General features: G+C 61.9%; 19 protein-coding genes and 1 pseudogene. 6 read left to right on the top strand and 14 right to left on the bottom strand.

The annotated features are described in order from the left end of the window. Position 1 precedes the first annotated feature (1 nt). The 6 genes from ACH2AT_RS00435 (at position 2) to ACH2AT_RS00410 (ending at position 5,377) form a co-directional block, all read left to right on the top strand. Entirely contained in the window at positions 2-2,122 is a 2,121-nt protein-coding gene (locus ACH2AT_RS00435; protein ID WP_394962563.1) for an ABC transporter permease, read from the top strand. Positions 2,123-2,198: 76 nt separating this feature from the next. Next, positions 2,199-2,813: a DUF6553 family protein gene (locus tag ACH2AT_RS00430; protein WP_394962561.1), complete on the top strand. Its 615-nt coding sequence runs from the start codon at positions 2,199-2,201 to the stop codon at positions 2,811-2,813. A 276-nt stretch (positions 2,814-3,089) separates the two neighbouring features. Next, positions 3,090-3,413 carry a thioredoxin family protein gene (locus ACH2AT_RS00425; RefSeq protein WP_394962559.1) on the top strand — a complete coding sequence of 108 codons (324 nt, stop codon included), beginning with the start codon at positions 3,090-3,092 and terminating at the stop codon, positions 3,411-3,413. Between the two features lie 13 nt (positions 3,414-3,426). Beyond that, positions 3,427-4,356, top strand: coding sequence for a thioredoxin-disulfide reductase (gene trxB, locus ACH2AT_RS00420; protein ID WP_394962557.1), 930 nt, complete (start codon positions 3,427-3,429; stop codon positions 4,354-4,356). Positions 4,357-4,504: 148 nt separating this feature from the next. After that, positions 4,505-5,011 carry an AAA family ATPase gene (locus ACH2AT_RS00415; RefSeq protein WP_394962555.1) on the top strand — a complete coding sequence of 169 codons (507 nt, stop codon included), beginning with the start codon at positions 4,505-4,507 and terminating at the stop codon, positions 5,009-5,011. 15 nt (positions 5,012-5,026) lie between these two features. Beyond that, positions 5,027-5,377 (top strand): DUF2200 domain-containing protein, encoded by a 351-nt coding sequence (locus tag ACH2AT_RS00410; protein ID WP_394962553.1) that lies wholly within the window; start codon positions 5,027-5,029, stop codon positions 5,375-5,377. 53 nt (positions 5,378-5,430) lie between these two features. Here the strand turns inward: ACH2AT_RS00410 and ACH2AT_RS00405 are convergent, their stop codons facing one another. From ACH2AT_RS00405 to ACH2AT_RS00340, 14 genes and pseudogenes are all read right to left on the bottom strand, one after another. Continuing rightward, complete coding sequence (locus ACH2AT_RS00405; protein WP_394962695.1) at positions 5,431-5,787, bottom strand: arsenate reductase ArsC; 357 nt, start codon at positions 5,785-5,787, stop codon at positions 5,431-5,433. 75 nt (positions 5,788-5,862) lie between these two features. Continuing rightward, positions 5,863-6,375 (bottom strand): annotated as a pseudogene (locus ACH2AT_RS00400) (DUF5714 domain-containing protein); the annotation flags it as partial. Positions 6,376-6,682: 307 nt separating this feature from the next. After that, positions 6,683-7,540, bottom strand: a complete 858-nt coding sequence (locus ACH2AT_RS00395) for an AraC family transcriptional regulator (protein ID WP_394962551.1) — start codon at positions 7,538-7,540, stop codon at positions 6,683-6,685. A gap of 65 nt (positions 7,541-7,605) precedes the next feature. Beyond that, positions 7,606-8,088, bottom strand: coding sequence for a GNAT family N-acetyltransferase (locus ACH2AT_RS00390; protein WP_394962549.1), 483 nt, complete (start codon positions 8,086-8,088; stop codon positions 7,606-7,608). Positions 8,089-8,253: 165 nt separating this feature from the next. Then, entirely contained in the window at positions 8,254-9,915 is a 1,662-nt protein-coding gene (locus ACH2AT_RS00385) for a glycosidase (RefSeq protein WP_394962547.1), read from the bottom strand. A 6-nt stretch (positions 9,916-9,921) separates the two neighbouring features. Continuing rightward, the gene (locus ACH2AT_RS00380; RefSeq protein WP_394962545.1) at positions 9,922-10,818 is read right to left on the bottom strand and encodes an adenylylsulfate kinase; all 897 of its coding nucleotides are present in this window, start codon (positions 10,816-10,818) and stop codon (positions 9,922-9,924) included. 105 nt (positions 10,819-10,923) lie between these two features. After that, complete coding sequence (locus ACH2AT_RS00375; protein ID WP_394962543.1) at positions 10,924-11,901, bottom strand: LacI family DNA-binding transcriptional regulator; 978 nt, start codon at positions 11,899-11,901, stop codon at positions 10,924-10,926. A 72-nt stretch (positions 11,902-11,973) separates the two neighbouring features. Then, the gene (locus tag ACH2AT_RS00370; RefSeq protein ID WP_394962541.1) at positions 11,974-12,810 is read right to left on the bottom strand and encodes an MBL fold metallo-hydrolase; all 837 of its coding nucleotides are present in this window, start codon (positions 12,808-12,810) and stop codon (positions 11,974-11,976) included. Beyond that, positions 12,807-13,661 (bottom strand): carbohydrate ABC transporter permease, encoded by an 855-nt coding sequence (locus tag ACH2AT_RS00365; RefSeq protein WP_394962539.1) that lies wholly within the window; start codon positions 13,659-13,661, stop codon positions 12,807-12,809. The genes ACH2AT_RS00370 and ACH2AT_RS00365 overlap by 4 nt, the downstream gene beginning before the upstream one ends. Positions 13,662-13,666: 5 nt before the next feature. Continuing rightward, entirely contained in the window at positions 13,667-14,569 is a 903-nt protein-coding gene (locus ACH2AT_RS00360) for a carbohydrate ABC transporter permease (RefSeq protein WP_394962537.1), read from the bottom strand. Between the two features lie 69 nt (positions 14,570-14,638). Beyond that, complete coding sequence (locus ACH2AT_RS00355; protein ID WP_394962535.1) at positions 14,639-15,970, bottom strand: extracellular solute-binding protein; 1,332 nt, start codon at positions 15,968-15,970, stop codon at positions 14,639-14,641. Then, positions 15,967-16,128: a hypothetical protein gene (locus ACH2AT_RS00350; protein ID WP_394962533.1), complete on the bottom strand. Its 162-nt coding sequence runs from the start codon at positions 16,126-16,128 to the stop codon at positions 15,967-15,969. The genes ACH2AT_RS00355 and ACH2AT_RS00350 overlap by 4 nt, the downstream gene beginning before the upstream one ends. Before the next feature lie 99 nt (positions 16,129-16,227). Beyond that, complete coding sequence (locus ACH2AT_RS00345) at positions 16,228-16,941, bottom strand: tyrosine-protein phosphatase (RefSeq protein WP_394962531.1); 714 nt, start codon at positions 16,939-16,941, stop codon at positions 16,228-16,230. Further along, positions 16,938-17,708, bottom strand: a complete 771-nt coding sequence (locus ACH2AT_RS00340) for a metallophosphoesterase family protein (RefSeq protein ID WP_394962529.1) — start codon at positions 17,706-17,708, stop codon at positions 16,938-16,940. Before ACH2AT_RS00340 ends, ACH2AT_RS00345 begins: the two co-directional genes overlap by 4 nt. Between the last annotated feature and the right edge of the window lie 247 nt (positions 17,709-17,955).

Genomic DNA, 17,955 nt, shown 5'->3' with positions numbered 1-17,955 from the left:
TGTGAACAGCTTTGCTTCCGTGTGGGCGCGGCTGCGCTGCCGCGGCCGCAGCCGCTATGCCCTTTTGGCCGGGTGCTGCTTTTTCTCTGCGCTGCTCATCACCGCCTACGCCCTGATGATGCGCGCGCCCACCATCCTTGAGGTGCTGCCCGAGGGGGGCGACAGCCGCAAGCAGGTCATCATGGTCTTTGCGCTGGCGGTGCTGGGCTGCGGGGTGTTCACCGCCTACGCTGCCGGGCTGTTTTTCCGCCAGCGCTCCCGGGAGACGGGGGTGTTTCTGGCGCTGGGGGCCAGCCGGGGGCAGGTGCAGGCGCTGCTGCTGCCGGAGGTGTGCGTGCTGGGGCTGACCGCCTGCGGGGCAGGGGCCGTGCTGGGCGTGCCGCTGGCCTTCGGGCTGTGGCAGCTGTTCCGCGCCTTTGTGGTGGACAGCGGCGAGATGCCCCTGCGCTTTGACTTCGGCGCGCTGGCCTGGCCGCTGGCCTTTGCCGCCTATGCGGCGCTCATGCTGCTGTGGTTGGGCCGGCGCTCGGTGTGCAGGGCCAGCGTCATGGAAGTGGTGCGCCAGAGCCACACCGCCGAGCCGGTGCGGGCGGTGCCCCGCCGCTATGGCTGGCAGGGCATCCTGCTGACGTTGGCGGGCTGCCTTTGCGGCTACCTTGTGCCCACCGTCTGCGTGCGGTGGCTGCACTGGTATGCCCCCGCCCTTTTTACCGCGCCTTTTTATCTTCCGGCGCTGGCGGGGCTGTATATGGTGCTGCTGCACACGGTGGCCAACGGCTGGGGCCGCAAAGCCGCCTGGCACCGGGACATCCTCTCGGTGTCCATGATGCGCTTCGAAGGCCGCCAGACGGTGCGCAACATGCTGGTGATGACGGTGCTCATCGGCGGGGCGTGCTTCGCGGGCTTCTACGCGCCCATGCTGGGCACCGGCTCCATGATGCGCTACGACGCCCGCCCGGTGGACTTTGCCTATCATTACCGGGCCGACCAGGATATGCCCTGGCAGGACGAAGTGCTGGCGCTGGCCGAAGAATACGGCGTAAAGGTGACCCGCTGGGCCCAGGCGCCCATGGCGCGCCTGGGGGTGGACGGCGAGCATCAGGTGGAGACCGAGGGCCCGCTGGGCGCCACCTGGGAGGCAGTGTACAGCGAGCTGGATTCCTCGGCGCTGTTTTTGCCCGAGAGCGCCTGGAACGCCCTCACCGGCGGGAGCGTGGACGTTGCGCCGGGGCAGGCCGCGGCGGTGCTGGACGCTTCCGGCAGCAGCCAGGGCAGGTTCGAGCCCTCCATCCGCCTGGTGACCAACACCGCCACCGGCGAACGCTGGCCCGTCAGCGCCGCCGCGCCGCTGCGCCACGACATGCTGTTCGGGCATTTCGTGCTGGACGACGGCGACTGGGCCGCGATGTCCGCCGGCCTGCCCGGCAGCTGGCGCGAGCAGATGGTCTTTTTTGACGTGGCGGAGGGCGGCGATGAATACGCCTTTGCCAAGGCGCTTTTCAACGAGATCGTGGACCGTTCCGGCCCGGAGGTGGCCCTGCACAGCGGCTGGGACCCGGTGGTGCGCCAGCGCTATATCGAGGAGGAGGGCTCCTATTTCCTGGACCGGGAGACCCTTCTGGCAAACGGCGAAAGCGCCATCGACTATGCCCGGCGCGACAGCTCCGAATTCCGCCTGTTCTGGCAGTACATGCCCCAATTCCGGGTGCTGGACAAGGCCGACTTTGTGCGCACGCTGGCGGTATATCTGATGCTGTTCCTCTTTATCTGCATCGTGTGCTTTGCCGCGGCGGCGGTCATCGGCTTCGTGCGCAGCCTCACCATCGCTTTGGAAAACCGCCGTGTCTACGAAGACCTGCGCTGCCTGGGCGCGTCAAACGCCTGGATGCGCCGCTCGGCCCGCAGCCAGGTGCGGCGGGTGTTCGCCGTGCCCGCCGCCGCCGGCATCGGCCTGATGTACGTCTTTTACGGCATGATCCTGTTTTTCAACGACAACCGTTTCTCCGCCGGGGAGCTGGCGGGCCTCGGCAGCTGCCTTGCGCTCGCGGCGGCGGTGGCTGCGGCGCTCTGGTGCGTGTACCGGCTGGCGGCGCGCAGCGCTGTTCGGGTGCTGGGGCTTTGACGCGCCGTTGACATCCGGCCCGCCGCGTGGGATACTGATAGCAGATCAGCGCCTGCGCGCGAAGGGAGGCCCCATCATGACACAGCCCCAAATTTCCTGGCCCGAGCGGTATTATGAAGAATTTGACCCGGAAAGGCGGCGCAGGCTGCTGAACGAAGCCATGGCCGCAGGCGATGGCACCGCGGCGGAAAACGAGATCCGCCGCAGGCTGTGGGAGCTGCGCTATGTGCAGCCCCGGAAAAACGCCCCCCTGGCGGACCGTTACATCGCCCTTTGGCTGGCGCTGGACCGCTGGCGCAAGGCGGGGCTTGCCCCCCGCAAAGCGCGCGCCGCCCGCAAGGAGCTGGAAAAGATGGCCTTTCTTTTGCATCCGGAGGGCGACGCCGGCCTTGTGCAGCCGCTGCTGCACGCCGAGCTGGTACACACAGTGCGGCTGTATCTGAGCACCTGCACCCAAAGCAATTACGGCACCATGCTGATGAGCATGATGCGCATGCGGGACGATCAGATCGTCGGCAAGGCGGCAAAGGAAGTGGCGGAGGTGACCCTGGCGGTGCCCCGCTGGGCGGGCTTGGACGAGGCCTTCGCGCCCCTTGCCCCCGCCGCCCGGGACGCCTTCGCCCTGGTGTTCCCCGCCGGGGCCGAAACGCTGGACCGGGCTTTCGCCCAGTATGACCAAACCACCCTGTGAGCGCTCAGAAAAAACAGAGCAGGCCCCTCTTTCGGGGGCCCTGCTTTTTTATTCCGCCGCAGCGTCCCGCCGACGGAGGACCGCCGGCGCGGCGGCAAGGCGGGATGTTTCAGCGGGCCGCCCTTCTCGAACTGTGGCTGCCCGCGCTGAAATCCCCCCGCCGCCGTCCGGTACTGCTGTGCCGGACGGCGGTTTTTCCTTTGGGTGACGTCGTCACTGTAAAGCCTCCCTTTTGCGGGTATACTAAAATTAAACAAAGGAAAGGAGCTGACCGGTATGGCAGCCATGAACATAAACGCAGAACAATTCAAACAGAGCGCAGCGGGAGACAAGCCCCTTCTGGTGGACTTCTGGGCCCCCTGGTGCGGCTACTGCCGGCGCATCGGGCCCGCCTACGACCAGATCGCCGCGGAATATTCCGACCGGCTGACGGTGGCCAAGGTGAACATTGACGAGGACGGCCAGCTGGCAAAGGACGCGGGGGTGGAGGTCATCCCCACCCTGGTGCTCTACCGGGACGGCAAGATCCTGGGCTCCATCGTCGCCCCCGACTCCAAGGCGGCCATCGACCGGTTCATCCGGGAAACACTGGAACAGTGAGGAGGCACAGGCCATGAGCGGGACCCATGTTTACGACATGATCGTGGTGGGCGGCGGCCCCGGCGGCTATACCGCCGCCCTCTACGCCGCCCGGGCCGGACTGGACACACTGGTGCTGGAAAAGCTTTCGGCGGGCGGGCAGATGGCCCTGACCGACGTCATCGACAACTACCCCGGCTATGAGGAGGGCATCGACGGCTTCACCCTGGGGGAAAGGATGCAGCAGCAGGCCCAGCGGTTCGGCGCAAAGACCGAATACGCCCAGGTTGAGCGGGCGGAACTGACCGCCAGCCCCAAGGTACTGCACACCAGCGAGGGCGATTTTTACGCCCGCACCGTGGTGGTGGCCACCGGGGCCGACCCCCGGCAGCTGGGGCTGGAAAACGAGGCGGCCCTCACCGGGCGGGGCGTGGCTTACTGCGCCGCCTGCGACGGCATGCGCTACAAGGGCAAGACCGTCGTGGTGGTGGGCGGCGGCAACTCCGCCGCAGAGGACGCCCTGCTGCTGAGCCGCATTGCCGAAAAGGTCATTTTGGTCCACCGCAGAGACACCCTGCGGGCAGAGAAGGTCTATCACCAGCCGCTGATGCAGGCCGCAAATGTGGAGTTCCGCTGGAACAGCACCGTCGCCGAGCTGCTCCACGACGGCAAGCTCACCGGCGTGAAGCTGCGGGACGTGAACACCGGCGAAGAGACCCTTCTGCCCTGCGACGGGCTGTTCGTCAGCGTGGGCCGCAAGCCCGCCACACAGCTGGCCGAAGGCCAGCTGGAGCTGGACGGGAGCGGCTACATCGCAGCGGACGAGACCACAAAGACCAGCGTGCCCGGCGTTTACGCCGTGGGGGACGTGCGCACAAAACCTCTGCGTCAGGTGGTCACCGCGGTGGCCGACGGGGCCGTGGCGGTGCGCATGGCCGAGGAATATCTGGCGGGCGGCGCGTGAGCGGCCCCAGAGCCAAAAAGCACACCCCGGACTGCCCGCGGTGTGCTTTTTCATTTTGTTCCGATTGCCAGACGGTGCCGCCCGTGCTATGATGAAGCTGCGGGCGGCAAAGCCGCTCCCGCTAAAACACGCCGGGGGAGGGAGCCGAATGGTCATTCTCATCGCGGGGGCGTCCCACACGGGAAAGACCGCCCTTGCCCAAAGGCTGGTGAAGCGGTACGGATGCTTCTGCCTTTCCCTCGACCACCTGAAAATGGGCCTTATCCGCAGCGGGCACACGCACCTGACCGCTTTGAGCAGTGACCGGGAGCTGACAAACCTGCTTTGGCCGGTGGCGCGGGAGATGGTCAAGACCGCGATCGAAAACGGACAGGACCTCATCGTGGAAGGGTGCTACATCCCCTTCGACTGGGCAAAGGACTTTTCGGCGGAATACCTCGTCCACATCCAATACCGCTGCCTTGTGATGAGCGAAAGCTATATCCGCGCCCATTACGGGGATATCCTGGCCCACGCCTGCGACGCGGAGCACAGAAAAGAGGACGGCTGCGCCCTGGAAGACCTGGTCCGGGACAACGCTCTGGCGCTGGAGGCCTGCCGCCGGTACGGCGCCGAATACATTCTCATTGACAAGGACTACCATGTTGATTTTTAAAAAGGAGGCGGTTTCATGCCCCGCGCTGACGTGACGCAGATGCCCTTTGCAAAGCTCTATCCCCTGCTGGTGGACAAGGCCGTGAAGAAGGGCCGCACCCGGGAGGAAGTGGACCGGGTGACCGTCTGGCTCACCGGCTATACGCCCGGGGACCTGGCCCGGATGGAGCAGGACGGCACCAGCTACGGCGACTTTTTCCGCAGCGCCCCTGCCATGAATCCCGCCCGCGCCCTCATCACCGGCAAGGTGTGCGGCGTGAAGGTGGAGGACATTCAGGACCCGCTGATGCAGGAGATCCGCCGTCTGGACAAGCTGGTGGACGAACTGGCCAAAGGCCGCCCCATGGAAAAGATCCTGCGGGGCTGAGCGACGTCTTTTTTGCATAAAAAGGCCGCCCGAAAACCGGGCGGCCTTTTTCTTTATTTCAGCTCTCCTGCCTGGATGCGGTGCTTGAGGTCCAGCACCTTTTCCTCGATGCGGGCCATCACGTCCAGAAACGCGCCGTCCTCCCGGCCGGTGGGGTCGTCGAGGCCCCAGTCCTCCCGGTGGGTGCAGGGCAGGAACGGGCAATTGACCCCGCAGCCCATGGTGACCGCGATGTCCACCGCGGGCAGTTCCAAGAGGGGTTTGTTGTGCTGGGTCAGCTCCATGTCCACGCCGTGGACATGCTTCATCAGCCGCACAGCGTCGGGGTTTATCCTCGCGCCGGGTTCAGTGCCGGCGGAAAAGCTCTCGAACACGTCTCCCGCCAGCTTTTTGCCCAACGCTTCCGCCATCTGGCTGCGGCAGGAATTGTGCACGCACAGGAAGGCCACTTTCGGCTTTTTGCGGGCCGCCGAGAAGGGGCAGCGGCTGCCGATGCACTGGGCGTTGCGGGGGCTGAAGGAGCAGACGGGCACGTTCCGCTCCATCTCCACCCCCAGATGCTCCCGCACGAAGTCCACGGCGGCGAGGGTGGCGAGGAAGGAGTCCCGCTTGCAGCAGCGGGGGCCGCCCGCACTGCCGATGGCCTCCAGCGCCCGGGCGGTCATGCGGTTGCTCAGGCCCCAAGGCTCCCGGGCCAGCGGGGTGGAATCGCTGACGATGGCCAGAAACTGCCCTGTGCTGACGCCTGCCCCGCAGGCGCCCCAGAAACCGCAGGCTCCGCCGGGAACAGCTTTGCCCCGGCTGTACATCTCTCGCAGCGCCGCCTCCAGGTCCAGCGCGCCGCCGGCGTTTTTGTAGGCAGTGAGCAGAGCCGCGCCCACCATCACATGGTGTTCCGGCCCATGCATGTGGCAAAAGGGCAGTTCCATCATCCGCCGCAGAATGGCGATGGGGTCATCGGAGCTCTCGGCAAGGCACAAGCCGAAAACACTGTCCATCCCCTGTGTGTGGCAATCGCTGCACACATAGTGTCCCTTTACACAGCGGGCCTTGCTGGGCTCTTTCTTGTGGCAGACAGCGCACTCCATCATTTCGTCCCGGGTCAGATACTCCAGCGGCGATTTACAAATCAGGCATTCTTCCCGCTCCAATGTCTCTCTTCCCTTCGTTTAACGGTACAGCCGGCGCGGGTCCGTGCGGGCCGGCCTCAAATTACTTTATCATACCGTTCTTTCCGCCTTTCTGTCAATCTATGGCGAAACGAAATGTCCGGTCCCGGCAAAGCGCCGGGGCCGGACACATCTTTTATTTCTTTTCCACCGGGAGCCAGACCTCGCAGTAATACTCCTGGTCCTGCGTGCCGTTTTCAAATTTGCTTGCGTCGCTGTACAGCTCCACGTTGATGCCCGCGGCGATCTTGTAGTCCGGGTTCTCCGGCAGCCAGCGGGAAAAGATCTGCCGGTTCAGCTCCTGCAGCGCCTGAGGCATCCGCCCGGTGCAGGGGAACACCGCCCAGGTGTGGGCCGGGATGGTGCGGGTGACAAACCCCTCCGGCACCTGGGCGGCGGGGTCGTAGTTGTCAGCGATGAGGTATTCGAACTCGCTGCCGCCCATGCTCTCGTCCAGGTTGATGCCGTAGACGCCGCGCACCACTTCGCCGCCGCCCGAGGCAAAGTGCGAGGCCCAGAACCGGGGCACTTCCGCCGCGCCGTCCTCATATCTGAAAGTTTTTGCTCTGCACAGGACGGTAAACGCCTCTTTTTTCATGATCCTGCAATCCATGTTTTGACCACCTTCCAATGTCACTTTGATCCGAAGCGGAGCAAAGGAACGGACCGCGCCTCCGCTTTTTCTCAGTGCGGCGGGTGTGAGGCCGTGGAAGCGGGCAAAGGCTTTGGTGAAGCTGTCCGGCGAGTCGTAGCCGAACTCCAGCGCGATGTCGATGATCTTCCGGTCCGTCGTGAGGACCTCCAGTCCGGCGGCGGAAAGCCGGCGCTGGCGGATATAGTCGCCCACCGTCATGCCGCACAGCATGGCAAAGCCCTTTTGAAAATAAAACGGAGAAAGGGCCGCCTGCCTCGCGATATCCCCGATGGTCAGCTCCTCCCGGAGATGCTCTTCAATGTACCGGACCGCTCTGTGGATGCTTTCTACCCAATCCATTGGTCACACCGTCCTTCTGGTCCCAGCATACCGCAAAGCGGCGGCCGCCGCCCGACATTCCGTGCTCATGTTTGTCCGGCGCGCGCCCGCCGGAGGATGAACTGCTGCACGGGGCAGCCGAACTCTTCCCCCATCTCGCCTTCCGAAAAGCCCATGCGCTTATAAAACGCCCGGGCGGCGGCGCCCCGCGGGTCGCCCTCCCGGTAAGTGGTCACAGCAACGTCCCGGTCCTCGTCCATTCGCGCCAGCATCAAGGATACCAGCTCCCGCGCGATATGCTGCCGGCGGCTGTCCGGGTCCACCGCCAGGAAGCAGAGCGTGCCGCTTTCCTTTGAGAACAGCAGCGCGCCCACGATGCGCCCGTTTTTCTCGGCGCAGACAGCGGATGAATTCTGAATAAAGTCCAGAACGGCGGCCCTGTGCTCCGCCACAGCCCCGGCCGTTTCCAATCCGGGAAACTCCGCTTTCACCCGCTCCACCAGTTCCATCCAGCCCTCAATGTCCCGGGGGCGGGCCAAACGGACCGCTCCGCCCTGCTTCTGTTCCATGCACTGTCCCCTCCTTGCGGCTTTTCATTCAGTATAGCACAGGCGAGGTGCGCTGACATCGTTTTCCCAAAAAGGAAAAGCGGGCCGGTATCCCCCGCTTGTTCTTCAAAAAGAAAGCCGCGCTGCGGTGGACAGATGTCCGCCGCGGCGCGGCCGGTTAGCTATTTACAGTGAAGTGCCGGTGATGGAATATTTCGCCTTGTCCAGGTCGGCGTGGAGGGAGACCCACTCGCCGCCCTTGTGCCAGGTGAGCTCCAGCTCGCTGCCCTCGCCGCCGATCTCCAGCTCGCTGTCGAAGCCGAAGGCCGGATGGGTGCTGCGCAGACGCAGCAGATCCAGCTGCTCGAGCACACAGGGGTTTTGCAGCAGGCCGTCGATGGCCTCGGGCGGGATGTTGGTGCGGTTGATCTCCTTGTGGCCGCCGGGGCCGGCGCGGTGCACCGCCTCGTGGTCGTTCTTGCCGCAGAAGAGGTCCAGATACCACACCTGGGGCTTGCCGGGCATGAACATCTGGATGGCCCGGGCCAGCGCCATTTTGGCGTCGTCCTCGCCCAGAGCGCTGTAGTAGGTGGCGTTCACCTGATAATACATGTTCTTGGCGCCGTGCAGGTCCTTGACGTAGCCGCCCCGGGCCACCACCGCGTCGATGAGGCCCTGGATGCGCTCGTCCGGCATCAGGCCCTTCAGGTCCAGCAGAGGGATGCCGTCGTGGCAGCCCAGCATGTTCACCACCCGCAGGCCGCCGGCCTGGATTTCGCCCGCCCAGCGGCGCAGATAATCGGCGTTCTTGTGCTCAAAAGCGTCGATCAGAAGGCCCGGCAGGAAGAAGTCGTAGGTCATGTAGCCCTTCCCGGCGATCTTTTCGTAGATCTTTTCGCCGTAGCTGGCGTGTATCTCAGGCAGAAGATCCAGGTCATATTTCTTCGCCAGTTCGTCCACCCGGGCCAGCAGGTCCCAGGTGCCGGGCTCGTTGAGGAAATTCTTCTCCCCCACCGCCTTGGGGGCGTAGGCGAAGGCGTCCAGCCGGACGATGCGCGCGCCGTAGCCCGCCAGCGTTTTGAGGGTGTCGTCGTAGAACTGCCACACCAGCGGCGAGCGGATGTTCAGGTCCATCTGGCCCAGATACTCCCGGTGGGCCTCCAGCCAGCCGCACACCGCCTCTTTGGCCCCCTCGAAGCCGGTGAAGTCCAGCTGTGCGGGAGTCTTGCCCTCCGCCAGGGCCGGAGCAATGCGCTCATGCAGGCGCAGTGCACGGGTATACTGCAGGCCGCAGGCATGCATCAGCTGCTGCACCGTGGGCACCTGATAATCCACCTGCTGGTAGAAGGTGTTCCAATAGGGCACGTCCCGCCCGTCGGGCATACGCACCATCAGAATGGGCAGTCCCGGCTTGCGGAAGAACATCCGGTCCAGGTGTTTTTTGTCCGGGAGGATATATCCCTCTTCGGTCATCTCACCTTCGCCCTTCCAGAACTCGTTCCAGTCGATGAAAAAGTCCCGATACGGAGAGTCCGGGTCATGGACCATGCTCTGGAACTGGGGGCTGAGCACAGATGCGTGGTTCAGCACGAAGTCCAGTTTGAGGTCCAGCCCCAACGCCCGCAGCGCGTCCAGATCCTCCCGCCGGGCCAGGTCCTCGCTGAGGGAGTAGTCCACCACCGAAAAGCCCCGATCCAGGTCGGTGTTGAAGACGCTGGGCAGGATGTAAAAGGAAGAAAAAACGTCCTTGAGTTCATCGCGGCTCAGAAAGGCCACAATGTCCGCCAGTTGACCGCCGATGCTGTCCGGGTAGGCGTTGAGCATCGGCCCGCTCGACAATTCTTTCATCGCCGCTCACCCCCGTGCCATCTGTTCCCGGTACTGCTCATAGCTGAGCAGGTCACCGTTTTTTGCCACAATGATGGCCGCCTTGTGGGCCGCGGATTCAAGCAGGCGCTGCTCGATCTCCAGCACCATGGTGGTGAAGGGATGGTCCACGCCGCCGTCCCGGTTGCGGCTGCGGCGGTGTTCCAGGGTCTCCTGGGGGGTGCTGTTCAGCAGGATGGGCAGATCCACCCCGGAAAAGCCGTCGCTGTTGCCGTGGGTCCACTCGATGATGAGCACCTTTTTGTCAGAAAAATCCACCTTATCGTACCACAGGTCCAGAGGCGTGCGGCCCATGCGTTTGAGATAGATGCTGCCGGCGCCGTTTTTGAACCGGGCGATGATATCGCTGAGCTGTGCGAAGTCCTGCTCTTTGTCGCTGCCCAGATACCCGGCCAGCGTCTTTTTGCCTTCCCGCTGATAGACTTCCAGCCAGGGGCGGCCGGCGGTCTGGGCGGGGTCGCAGTCCACGTCCTGCCGCTGCAGCTCCAGAAGCTCGTTTTTGACCTGTTCGGTGTACAGGCCGCTGCCCACCAGGCCCTTCAGCGCCCCGCAGCGGAACACACGCAGCCGCTCGGCGTCGTTCTGGGCGGGGATGCGGTGAGGGTAGTTGTCGCCGCTGAGCACATAGCTGCCCAGCCCGCTGTCCTGCAGGGCCTGACCCAGCAGGCTGGCGATCTCGCTCTTACCCACGCCGCTGCCGCCGCACACGCAGACGACCGCACGGCCATGGGGATTGGCGGCCCGGATGGGCTCCAGCTTTTCCTGCAGCAGAGGCAGGATCCGCTGTGCCTTCATGCGGTGTCCGTCGTTGATCTCGATCTTGTCGCCCGGCATATCGCCGTGCATGATGGTATTCGTGTTCATACTCTTCTCCTTATGAGCGTGCCCGCCCCGCTGAGCGCAGGATCGGGATGCGTCACAAGCGCGCGGCGGAACACACCGCCGCGCCCGAAGAGCACAGGCGATGTCTTACACCGATTCCCGATCCACCCGCGAAACAGGCAGGATGGTCTTTACGGGCACGGTTTCTCCCCTCAATTTGCGCAGAATGCCGTCCACTGCATACTCGCACATTTGTTCCAGAGGCTGATGGATGGTGGTCAGCGGAGGGCAGGTCAGACTGGCGATGTCCACATCGTCAAAGCCCACCAGACTGACGTCCTTCGGGATGCTGCGGTGCATCTTGGCGCACTCCTGGATGACCTGGGCCGCCATAACGTCGCTGGTAGCGAACACGCCGTCGATCTCCGGGTGTACACGCAGCGCCGCCCGGATGGTGCCGCGGTAGTCACGCGCTGCGAACTGACTTTCATCGGTGGTCACCACGATGGGTTCCACGCCCGCCTGGCGGCAGGTATCCAGAAAACCGGTGACCCGCAATTCGCCCGGCAGCTGCACCTTGGGCTGGCCGGGAAATACGGCGATGCCCTTGCGCCCCCGGTCCAGCAGGCTCTGGGCGGCCAGTACGCCGCCCTGGTAGTTGTCACACATGATGGCCGGTATCTTGTCGGAGATGGAACGCTCCAGCGTCACCACCGGCAGCGAATCGTCCAGGATGTCGGCCAGCTCGCCGGTGCGGGTGCAGAGCACAATGCCTGCCACCTTGTTGGACTTGAGCATCTCGATGTATTCGATCTCGCTTTTACGCTCCCGCTTGGAGTTGCACACCATGATCTTGTATCCTTGGCGTGCGGCGTATTTTTCCAGATAGTGGACGCAAGCGGAAAAATACGGATGCAGCAGCGAGGGCACCACCACCCCCACGACCTTGCTCTGCTTTTTGTACAGCGCCCGCGCAAGTTCGTTGGGTTGGTAGTTCAGCTCCCGCATGGCCTCATACACCTTCCGGCGGGTCTTTTCACTGATGTAGCCCCGGTTGTTCAGAACACGGGAGACCGTGGCCACGGTGACGCCGGCATGCAGCGCCACATCTTTGATCGTCGCCATACTGCAATCACTCCTGCCTTGCGTAGATGGTTTGCCATTATTATACAGCGCAAAGCGGCAGGAGGGAAGGGCTCAGACCGTCAGTATCATGCCGTCCCGGGCGAGAGTGAAGCTCTGTTCACCGGCAATGGCTTCCATCTCATCCGGCAGAAGGCCGCACATGTGTGAAAAATGGTTCAGATAGTACCGCGTCGTCTCCTTCACGCAGCCGCTTTGCCGCAAGAAATCCCGCAGCGCGATGTTTTCTCCAAGGCCCATGTGGCCGTCACCGGGCAGAATGCCCCGTGCGCAGTCCATGCTGACCACGTCGAATACCGCGCCCAGCCGGCGGATCGCTTCCAGGCTTTTCTGCGGCAGCTCGCCGGTATCGTTGGCGTAGAGAAGCCAGCTTTGCCCTTCGCGCACAGCAAATATGAAGCACTGCTCGTCCGGCTTGTGATTCGCCTCAATGGGATGGAACTCCACGTCTTTCACCCGGAAGGGGCTGCCTGCCCGGATGGCATGCAGCTCCAGCCGCGCCCGGTTGGCGTGGGGTTGATTATCCAGTTCAGCCCGGATGGTCTCCAGCACCCGCTCACCGCCGTAAACCGGCAGCCGGTTTTCTTCTTCAGAAAGATCAGGCCGCTGGCTTGCACCGTCCCGCGCGCGAAGGCAGACCCCGAAGGGGTCCAGATGGTCCCGGTGGGAATGCGTCACCACCAGCGCGCGTACCGCCGTCAGATCCACATCGAACCTCAGGCTTTGCATATACAGGTCCGGCGAGAGATCGATAAGGATGGAATCGTTGAGCAGCGAACAGCTGCGGGCCTTGTATTGCTTTTCCGCTCTTGCACGGCGGCAGGCCCGGCAGCCGCAAAACATGCCGGGGAACCCTTCGGCGCCGCCTGTGCCCAGATATTGCAGTTTCATCCCTTGATGCCGCTCATGGCCAGCGATTGGATGAACTGCTTCTGGAACAGCAGGAAGATCACAAAGACCGGAATGGTCATCAAGGTGGCAAAGGCGAAAATCTGGCCCCAGAAGATGTACACATCGGTGGAGAGGGCACGCAGTGCCAGGGGCAGGGTGCGATAGGTCTCGTCACGGGTGACCAGGGTAGGCCAGAGCAAATCGCCCCAGGAGCGGATAAAGCCCATGATAGCCACGGTGGCGATAATAGGTTTGGACAGCGGGAACATGATGTGCCAGAAGATACCGGCGTAGCTGTCGCCGTCCACGATGGCGGCCTCCATCAGCTCCTTGGGCATGCCTTTGAAGTGGTTGTAGTAGAGAAACATGAACATGGGATAGGCCACCGTGGGGATGGCGAGGCCGATGTAGGAGTTCAGGATGCCCAGCTCGTTGGCCACCAGGAAGCGATTGATGATGACCGCCTCGGTGGGGATGACCGACAGCGCGATCACCAGCGAGATGACCAGCCGTTTGCCCTTGAACTCCAACATGCCCAGAGAATAGCCGATCATGCCGTTGATGATCGTGGACACGCCCACATAGATCACAGCCACCACCGCAGAGTTCTTGAAGAATTTCATGAAGTCTACTTTTTGGATCACAGTGACGTAGTTTTCCAGCGAGAGCTCGCCCACAGGAAGGAACGCCTTGAAGGTGGACATATCCGCCACGATCTGGGTATCATTCTTCAGCGAGGATACCGCCAGATACACGATGGGTGCGATAAAGAGGAAGGTCAGTGCCAAATAGCCCGCATAGTGGGCTAGGAGCGAGAGGATCTTTCTCTGTTTGCTTGCTGCTGTTGTCATCCCGCTCACTCCTTTCCGATGATATGGTTCTGAATTTCAGAGATCAGGAACACGATGAGGAAGAACACCACCGCGATCGCGGAAGAATAGCCCACTTGCTGGTTGATGAAGCCGGACTTGTACAGCAGATACACCACCGACGTTGTGGAATTCTGCGGCCCGCCATTGGTCAGAACATAGACCTGGGTGAACAGCTTCAGGGTGTTGATGGTGGTGGAAATGAGCACATAGACCAGGGTGTTTTTCAGCATGGGCACGGTGATGCGCCAGAATTTCTGGAAGGAATTGCAGCCGTCCAGATAGGCGGCTTCATACAGTTCTTCCGGAATGTACTGCAGGCCGCCCAGCACGATGAGCATCTGCAGACCCAGAGACTGCCAGATGTACATCACCGCGATGCAGAACATGGCCCAGTGGGTGTCCTGCAGCCAGCGCTGAGGCTCCAGACCGAACAGTTTCAGTGCGGAGTTCATCAGGCCGGATTCGCTGGAGGAGAAAATGAAGGACCACACCACCGCCACAACGGTCATGGTGACCACCTGGGGGCTGAAATAGATGGTGCGGAAGATCTTCACGCCCCGCAGCTTGCTGTTGACGAACACCGCCAGCAGGGTGCCCAGCAGGATGGTGGCGGGCACCACCATCACGGCGTAGAGCAGGGTGTTCATAAATGCCTGGTGAGCCAGATCGTTGGTGAACAGCTTGATGTAGTTGTCAAAAAAAGTGAAGTGCAGCGGCTCGCCGGGCTTTTGCACCAGCATCTTGTTGGTGAACGAAAAGACCACCGACATGCAGAAGGGCACGATCATGAAAATGGACACACCGATCAGTGCCGGCGCGCTGAACAGCCAGCCGGTAAGCGCCTCCTGTGTGCGGGTGCTCATGCTTTTTATGCGGAATTTTTTCAACCGGTTTCACATCCTTTATGATGAAGAAGAAAAAGGGGGAGGCGCTGGTGCGCGCTCCCCCTTTCGGCGTTACTCGATGTTCCAGCCGTTTTCGATGATGATCTCGTCGATGGACTGCGCAGCCGCGCTCAGGGCTTCGGCAGCGTCCGCACCGGCGATGACGTCGGCCATCACAGACTCCATGGCGCTGTAGATGGTCATATGAGCGGGGGTCAGAGGACGCAGAACAACGATGTTGGCCTCCAGCTGCTCACGGTACAGGTACAGGCGGCCGCCCTCCTGCAGCTCGGGATCCGCTTCCATAACGGTGTAGCGGGAAGGAATGGCGCCGTTGAAGTCGGTCACGAGGGTGATGTACTCGGGGTCCATGCTCTTTTCCATCACGCTCCAAACGGCATCCGCCACGCCGTTGTCCACAGCGGCAGTGGTCATAGCCCAAACGGTGGAGCCGGTGCAGGTGAACACGCCATGGCCGAAGTCAGGGATGGGGATGATGATGGCATCGTCGCCCAGCGCGTCCACATGCTCGGTGTACTTCCAGTGGCCCAGCAGAGCGATGGCGCTCTCCTTGCGGCCGTAGAAACCATCTTCGTAGTCGCAGGCGGGGTTCATGTAGCCCTGGTCGCACAGCCAGCTGATGTAATCGTACGCCGCAATGGTCTCAGGGCTGTCCAGCGTGCCGGTGGCCAGCATGGTGTCACGGTTCACATAGTCACCGCCAAAGCTGGCGATCACAGGCATGTAGGTGTAGTACAGAGAAGAGGGCTTGTTCTGCCGGATGTACAGGGGGTACTCCACACCGTTGGCCTTCAGCTTGGCCAGGGCGTCCTCAAACTCCTCCTTGGTCCAGGCGTCGGTGTAGCTGGTGGGGATGCGGATGCCCGCGTCTTCCAGCATCGACTTGTTGGCCCACATGGCCATGCCGGAGTCAAACTGAGCGGTCGAGATCATCTTGCCGTCGTAGGTGGACTCGTCGATCACAGACTGCAGCAGGTCGCTCTTCAGGTCCTCGCTGATGTATTCGTCCACGGGCTGGATCATGCCGGCCTCATAGTAAGCGGGCATCTGCAGGTAGTCGGCCACGATCAGATCGGGAGAGTCGCCCACCACGGGAGCGACCTGCAGCTTGCTGTCCAGCTCGTCCTTGGGATAGTATTCGTCGTTGATGGTGATGCCCAGTTCGCTTTCCATCTTTTCAAAGGTCTCGCGGTAGACGTCGTCTTCCGCGCCGGAGCTCACCCACACCTTGATGGTGGCAGCGCTGGCGGTGCTGCCGCTGGAAGGCTGGGCGGCGGAACCGGAGGACACTGTGGACTCTCCGGAGCCTCCGCAAGCCGCCATCAGCATCGTCATGGACAGCGCCAGAGCACCGGCCACGACCCGTTTCATTGTTTTTTTCATTTTGATACTTCTCCTTTCAAAGCAACATCCGTCATTTTTTCGGTCAAGCGATTGACATATTTTCGAAGAAAAAGCCGCCAAAACAGAAGTCTGGCGAACGCGGCAAGTCCCTCCCGTTCCGCCTTTCTTCTGTTCAGATGTCGATTTCGCTTTTCCATTGAGCCTGTCTCCATTATAAAACCTCAAGCAAAAATGTCAACCGGTGGACATAAATTTCAGTGTATCGTCCAAAGCCGGCACATCCCCTTTGTGCGTTATCACCAACAGCTCTGTTGCGTGTCCCCCTCAGAACAGACGAAACGGCGCCGAAATGCCTCCAGCTCTCCTTCGGATGCGCCCAGGCCCAGCAGATACTCTCGCGGTGAGCCGTATTCCTTTTCCAAAAAGCTGCGGAGCATGCGCATGTTATGCACGTTGGAGCCGGAGATGTCGGCGGTATATCCTTCCAGATACAGTTCGCTCACCGTGTAGTCTGCCAGGATATCGACCCAATCCACACCCGCCAGACTCAGCAGCAGCATTGTGAAGATGCCGGTGCGGTCCTTTCCGGCAGCGCAATGGAACAAAACAGCGCCATCGCACGCCAGCAGCGCTCGAACCGCCCCCAGGATGCCTTCACCTCCGTGGCGCAGGACCAGCCGGTACATGCGGTGCAGGCTCTTTGTGCTTCTGACCGTATCGTTGACGGGTATCCTGTCCAAAGGGTAGTCGCCCAGTAAAGGGAAATTGAGGTTTTGCGCCCCGGGTATGAGCGTGTCCGGCCGGGCCCGGACCTCTTGCGGGTTACGCAGGTCCAGCACCAGTTTCACGCCCCGGAGGCGCAGTTTCTCCACATCGCCGGGCGTGGCGCTGTTCAGGGCGGCGCTGCGGTAAATGCAGCCCCACCGGGTACATCCGCCCGGGCAGGCAAAGCCTCCCAGATCGCGGAGGTTCATCACCCCCTCCATGGGGATGCGCCGAATCATGCTCATTCGCCCCTCTCCTTTCGAACCAGCGGGTCGCGGGATGTTTTCGCGCTGCCGAAAAAGAAAAAGAAATCCTGCAGTTCCGTCTCCATCATCGCGTCCTTTTCCAGATACTCCTTCGCCGCCGCCAGCTGGGCGGAAGCGTCGTAGGGCACCTGGCGCAGGGAGATCTCACCGTTTTCGATCACGGCGTACTGGGCCGTTTTTTCCGGGTCGTCCGGCCGGCGATAGGACACGCTGCCCGGGTTCAGCCACAGACGGTCGCCCGAAAGCCAGTGGACTGCCTGCCGGTGGGAATGGCCAAAGATCATGCAGCGGCGTGCGCCGTCCGGCACCGCGGGCGCGTGTTCGGTCCAAAACTGATCGAACTGGAAGCGGCACTCCACGGTGGAGTAATCATTTTTATACTGGTGCTGGACCATGTAATACACACCATCCGCCTCAAAGCTTTTGTGGATGGGCAGTGCCCGCAAAAAGTCCACATCACCGTCGCTCATCTTCAGGCAGTTATCGTGAGACCACTTGAAATCATGCCCTTTCTTGGTGCGGTATTCACTGCTCTCATAGATTTCGGTGAGCAGCTTATCGTGATTGCCCCGCACCAGCACCGCGCCGGGGATCGAGCGGACCAGTGCGATGGTCTCGCAGGGTGCGACCCCGTAATCCACATAATCTCCTGCGCACACCAGAAGGTCAAATCCTTTTTCTGCCCGAAGCACTTCCCGCAAAGCCCAAACGTTGCTGTGGATGTCCGAGATGACCAAAACTTTCATTTTTCTATCCCCTTCTGTTAACCGGATGTCCGATTTGCCTACACGCTTTTCTGCTGCGGGTAAGCTGCAGTTGTAATTTTAACCTGCACGCATCAAAAGCGCAAGGGGTGCTTCGTCTCTCCAAAAGGCGATTTTCTTCCTTTTCCCTCTTTGGTAAAGCCCAAAACCACAAAAAAAGCAGCGTTCTTTGAAGCAAACCGCTCAAAGAACGCTGATGGGAACGGCAAAGAGCCATCCTCAAAACAGT

Source organism: Candidatus Allofournierella excrementigallinarum, assembly GCF_944388085.1.
Classification (GTDB): Bacteria; Bacillota; Clostridia; order Oscillospirales; family Ruminococcaceae; genus Allofournierella_A; species Allofournierella_A excrementigallinarum.
Note: the sequence above shows the minus strand (reverse complement) of the source record. Positions and strands in the feature narration are given on the sequence as shown.

Coding starts and splice junctions, on each gene's coding strand:
- ACH2AT_RS00425 (WP_394962559.1), top strand. CDS start 3,090: ATGGCAGCCATGAACATAAACGCAGAACAATTCAAACAGAGCGCAGCG.
- ACH2AT_RS00365 (WP_394962539.1), bottom strand. CDS start 13,661: ATGACAACAGCAGCAAGCAAACAGAGAAAGATCCTCTCGCTCCTAGCC.
- ACH2AT_RS00390 (WP_394962549.1), bottom strand. CDS start 8,088: ATGGAACAGAAGCAGGGCGGAGCGGTCCGTTTGGCCCGCCCCCGGGAC.
- ACH2AT_RS00405 (WP_394962695.1), bottom strand. CDS start 5,787: ATGGCGGAAGCGTTGGGCAAAAAGCTGGCGGGAGACGTGTTCGAGAGC.
- ACH2AT_RS00430 (WP_394962561.1), top strand. CDS start 2,199: ATGACACAGCCCCAAATTTCCTGGCCCGAGCGGTATTATGAAGAATTT.
- ACH2AT_RS00350 (WP_394962533.1), bottom strand. CDS start 16,128: ATGGAAAAGCGAAATCGACATCTGAACAGAAGAAAGGCGGAACGGGAG.
- ACH2AT_RS00345 (WP_394962531.1), bottom strand. CDS start 16,941: ATGAGCATGATTCGGCGCATCCCCATGGAGGGGGTGATGAACCTCCGC.
- ACH2AT_RS00340 (WP_394962529.1), bottom strand. CDS start 17,708: ATGAAAGTTTTGGTCATCTCGGACATCCACAGCAACGTTTGGGCTTTG.
- ACH2AT_RS00410 (WP_394962553.1), top strand. CDS start 5,027: ATGCCCCGCGCTGACGTGACGCAGATGCCCTTTGCAAAGCTCTATCCC.
- ACH2AT_RS00395 (WP_394962551.1), bottom strand. CDS start 7,540: ATGGATTGGGTAGAAAGCATCCACAGAGCGGTCCGGTACATTGAAGAG.
- ACH2AT_RS00370 (WP_394962541.1), bottom strand. CDS start 12,810: ATGAAACTGCAATATCTGGGCACAGGCGGCGCCGAAGGGTTCCCCGGC.
- ACH2AT_RS00375 (WP_394962543.1), bottom strand. CDS start 11,901: ATGGCGACGATCAAAGATGTGGCGCTGCATGCCGGCGTCACCGTGGCC.
- ACH2AT_RS00415 (WP_394962555.1), top strand. CDS start 4,505: ATGGTCATTCTCATCGCGGGGGCGTCCCACACGGGAAAGACCGCCCTT.
- ACH2AT_RS00380 (WP_394962545.1), bottom strand. CDS start 10,818: ATGAACACGAATACCATCATGCACGGCGATATGCCGGGCGACAAGATC.
- ACH2AT_RS00355 (WP_394962535.1), bottom strand. CDS start 15,970: ATGAAAAAAACAATGAAACGGGTCGTGGCCGGTGCTCTGGCGCTGTCC.
- trxB (WP_394962557.1), top strand. CDS start 3,427: ATGAGCGGGACCCATGTTTACGACATGATCGTGGTGGGCGGCGGCCCC.
- ACH2AT_RS00385 (WP_394962547.1), bottom strand. CDS start 9,915: ATGAAAGAATTGTCGAGCGGGCCGATGCTCAACGCCTACCCGGACAGC.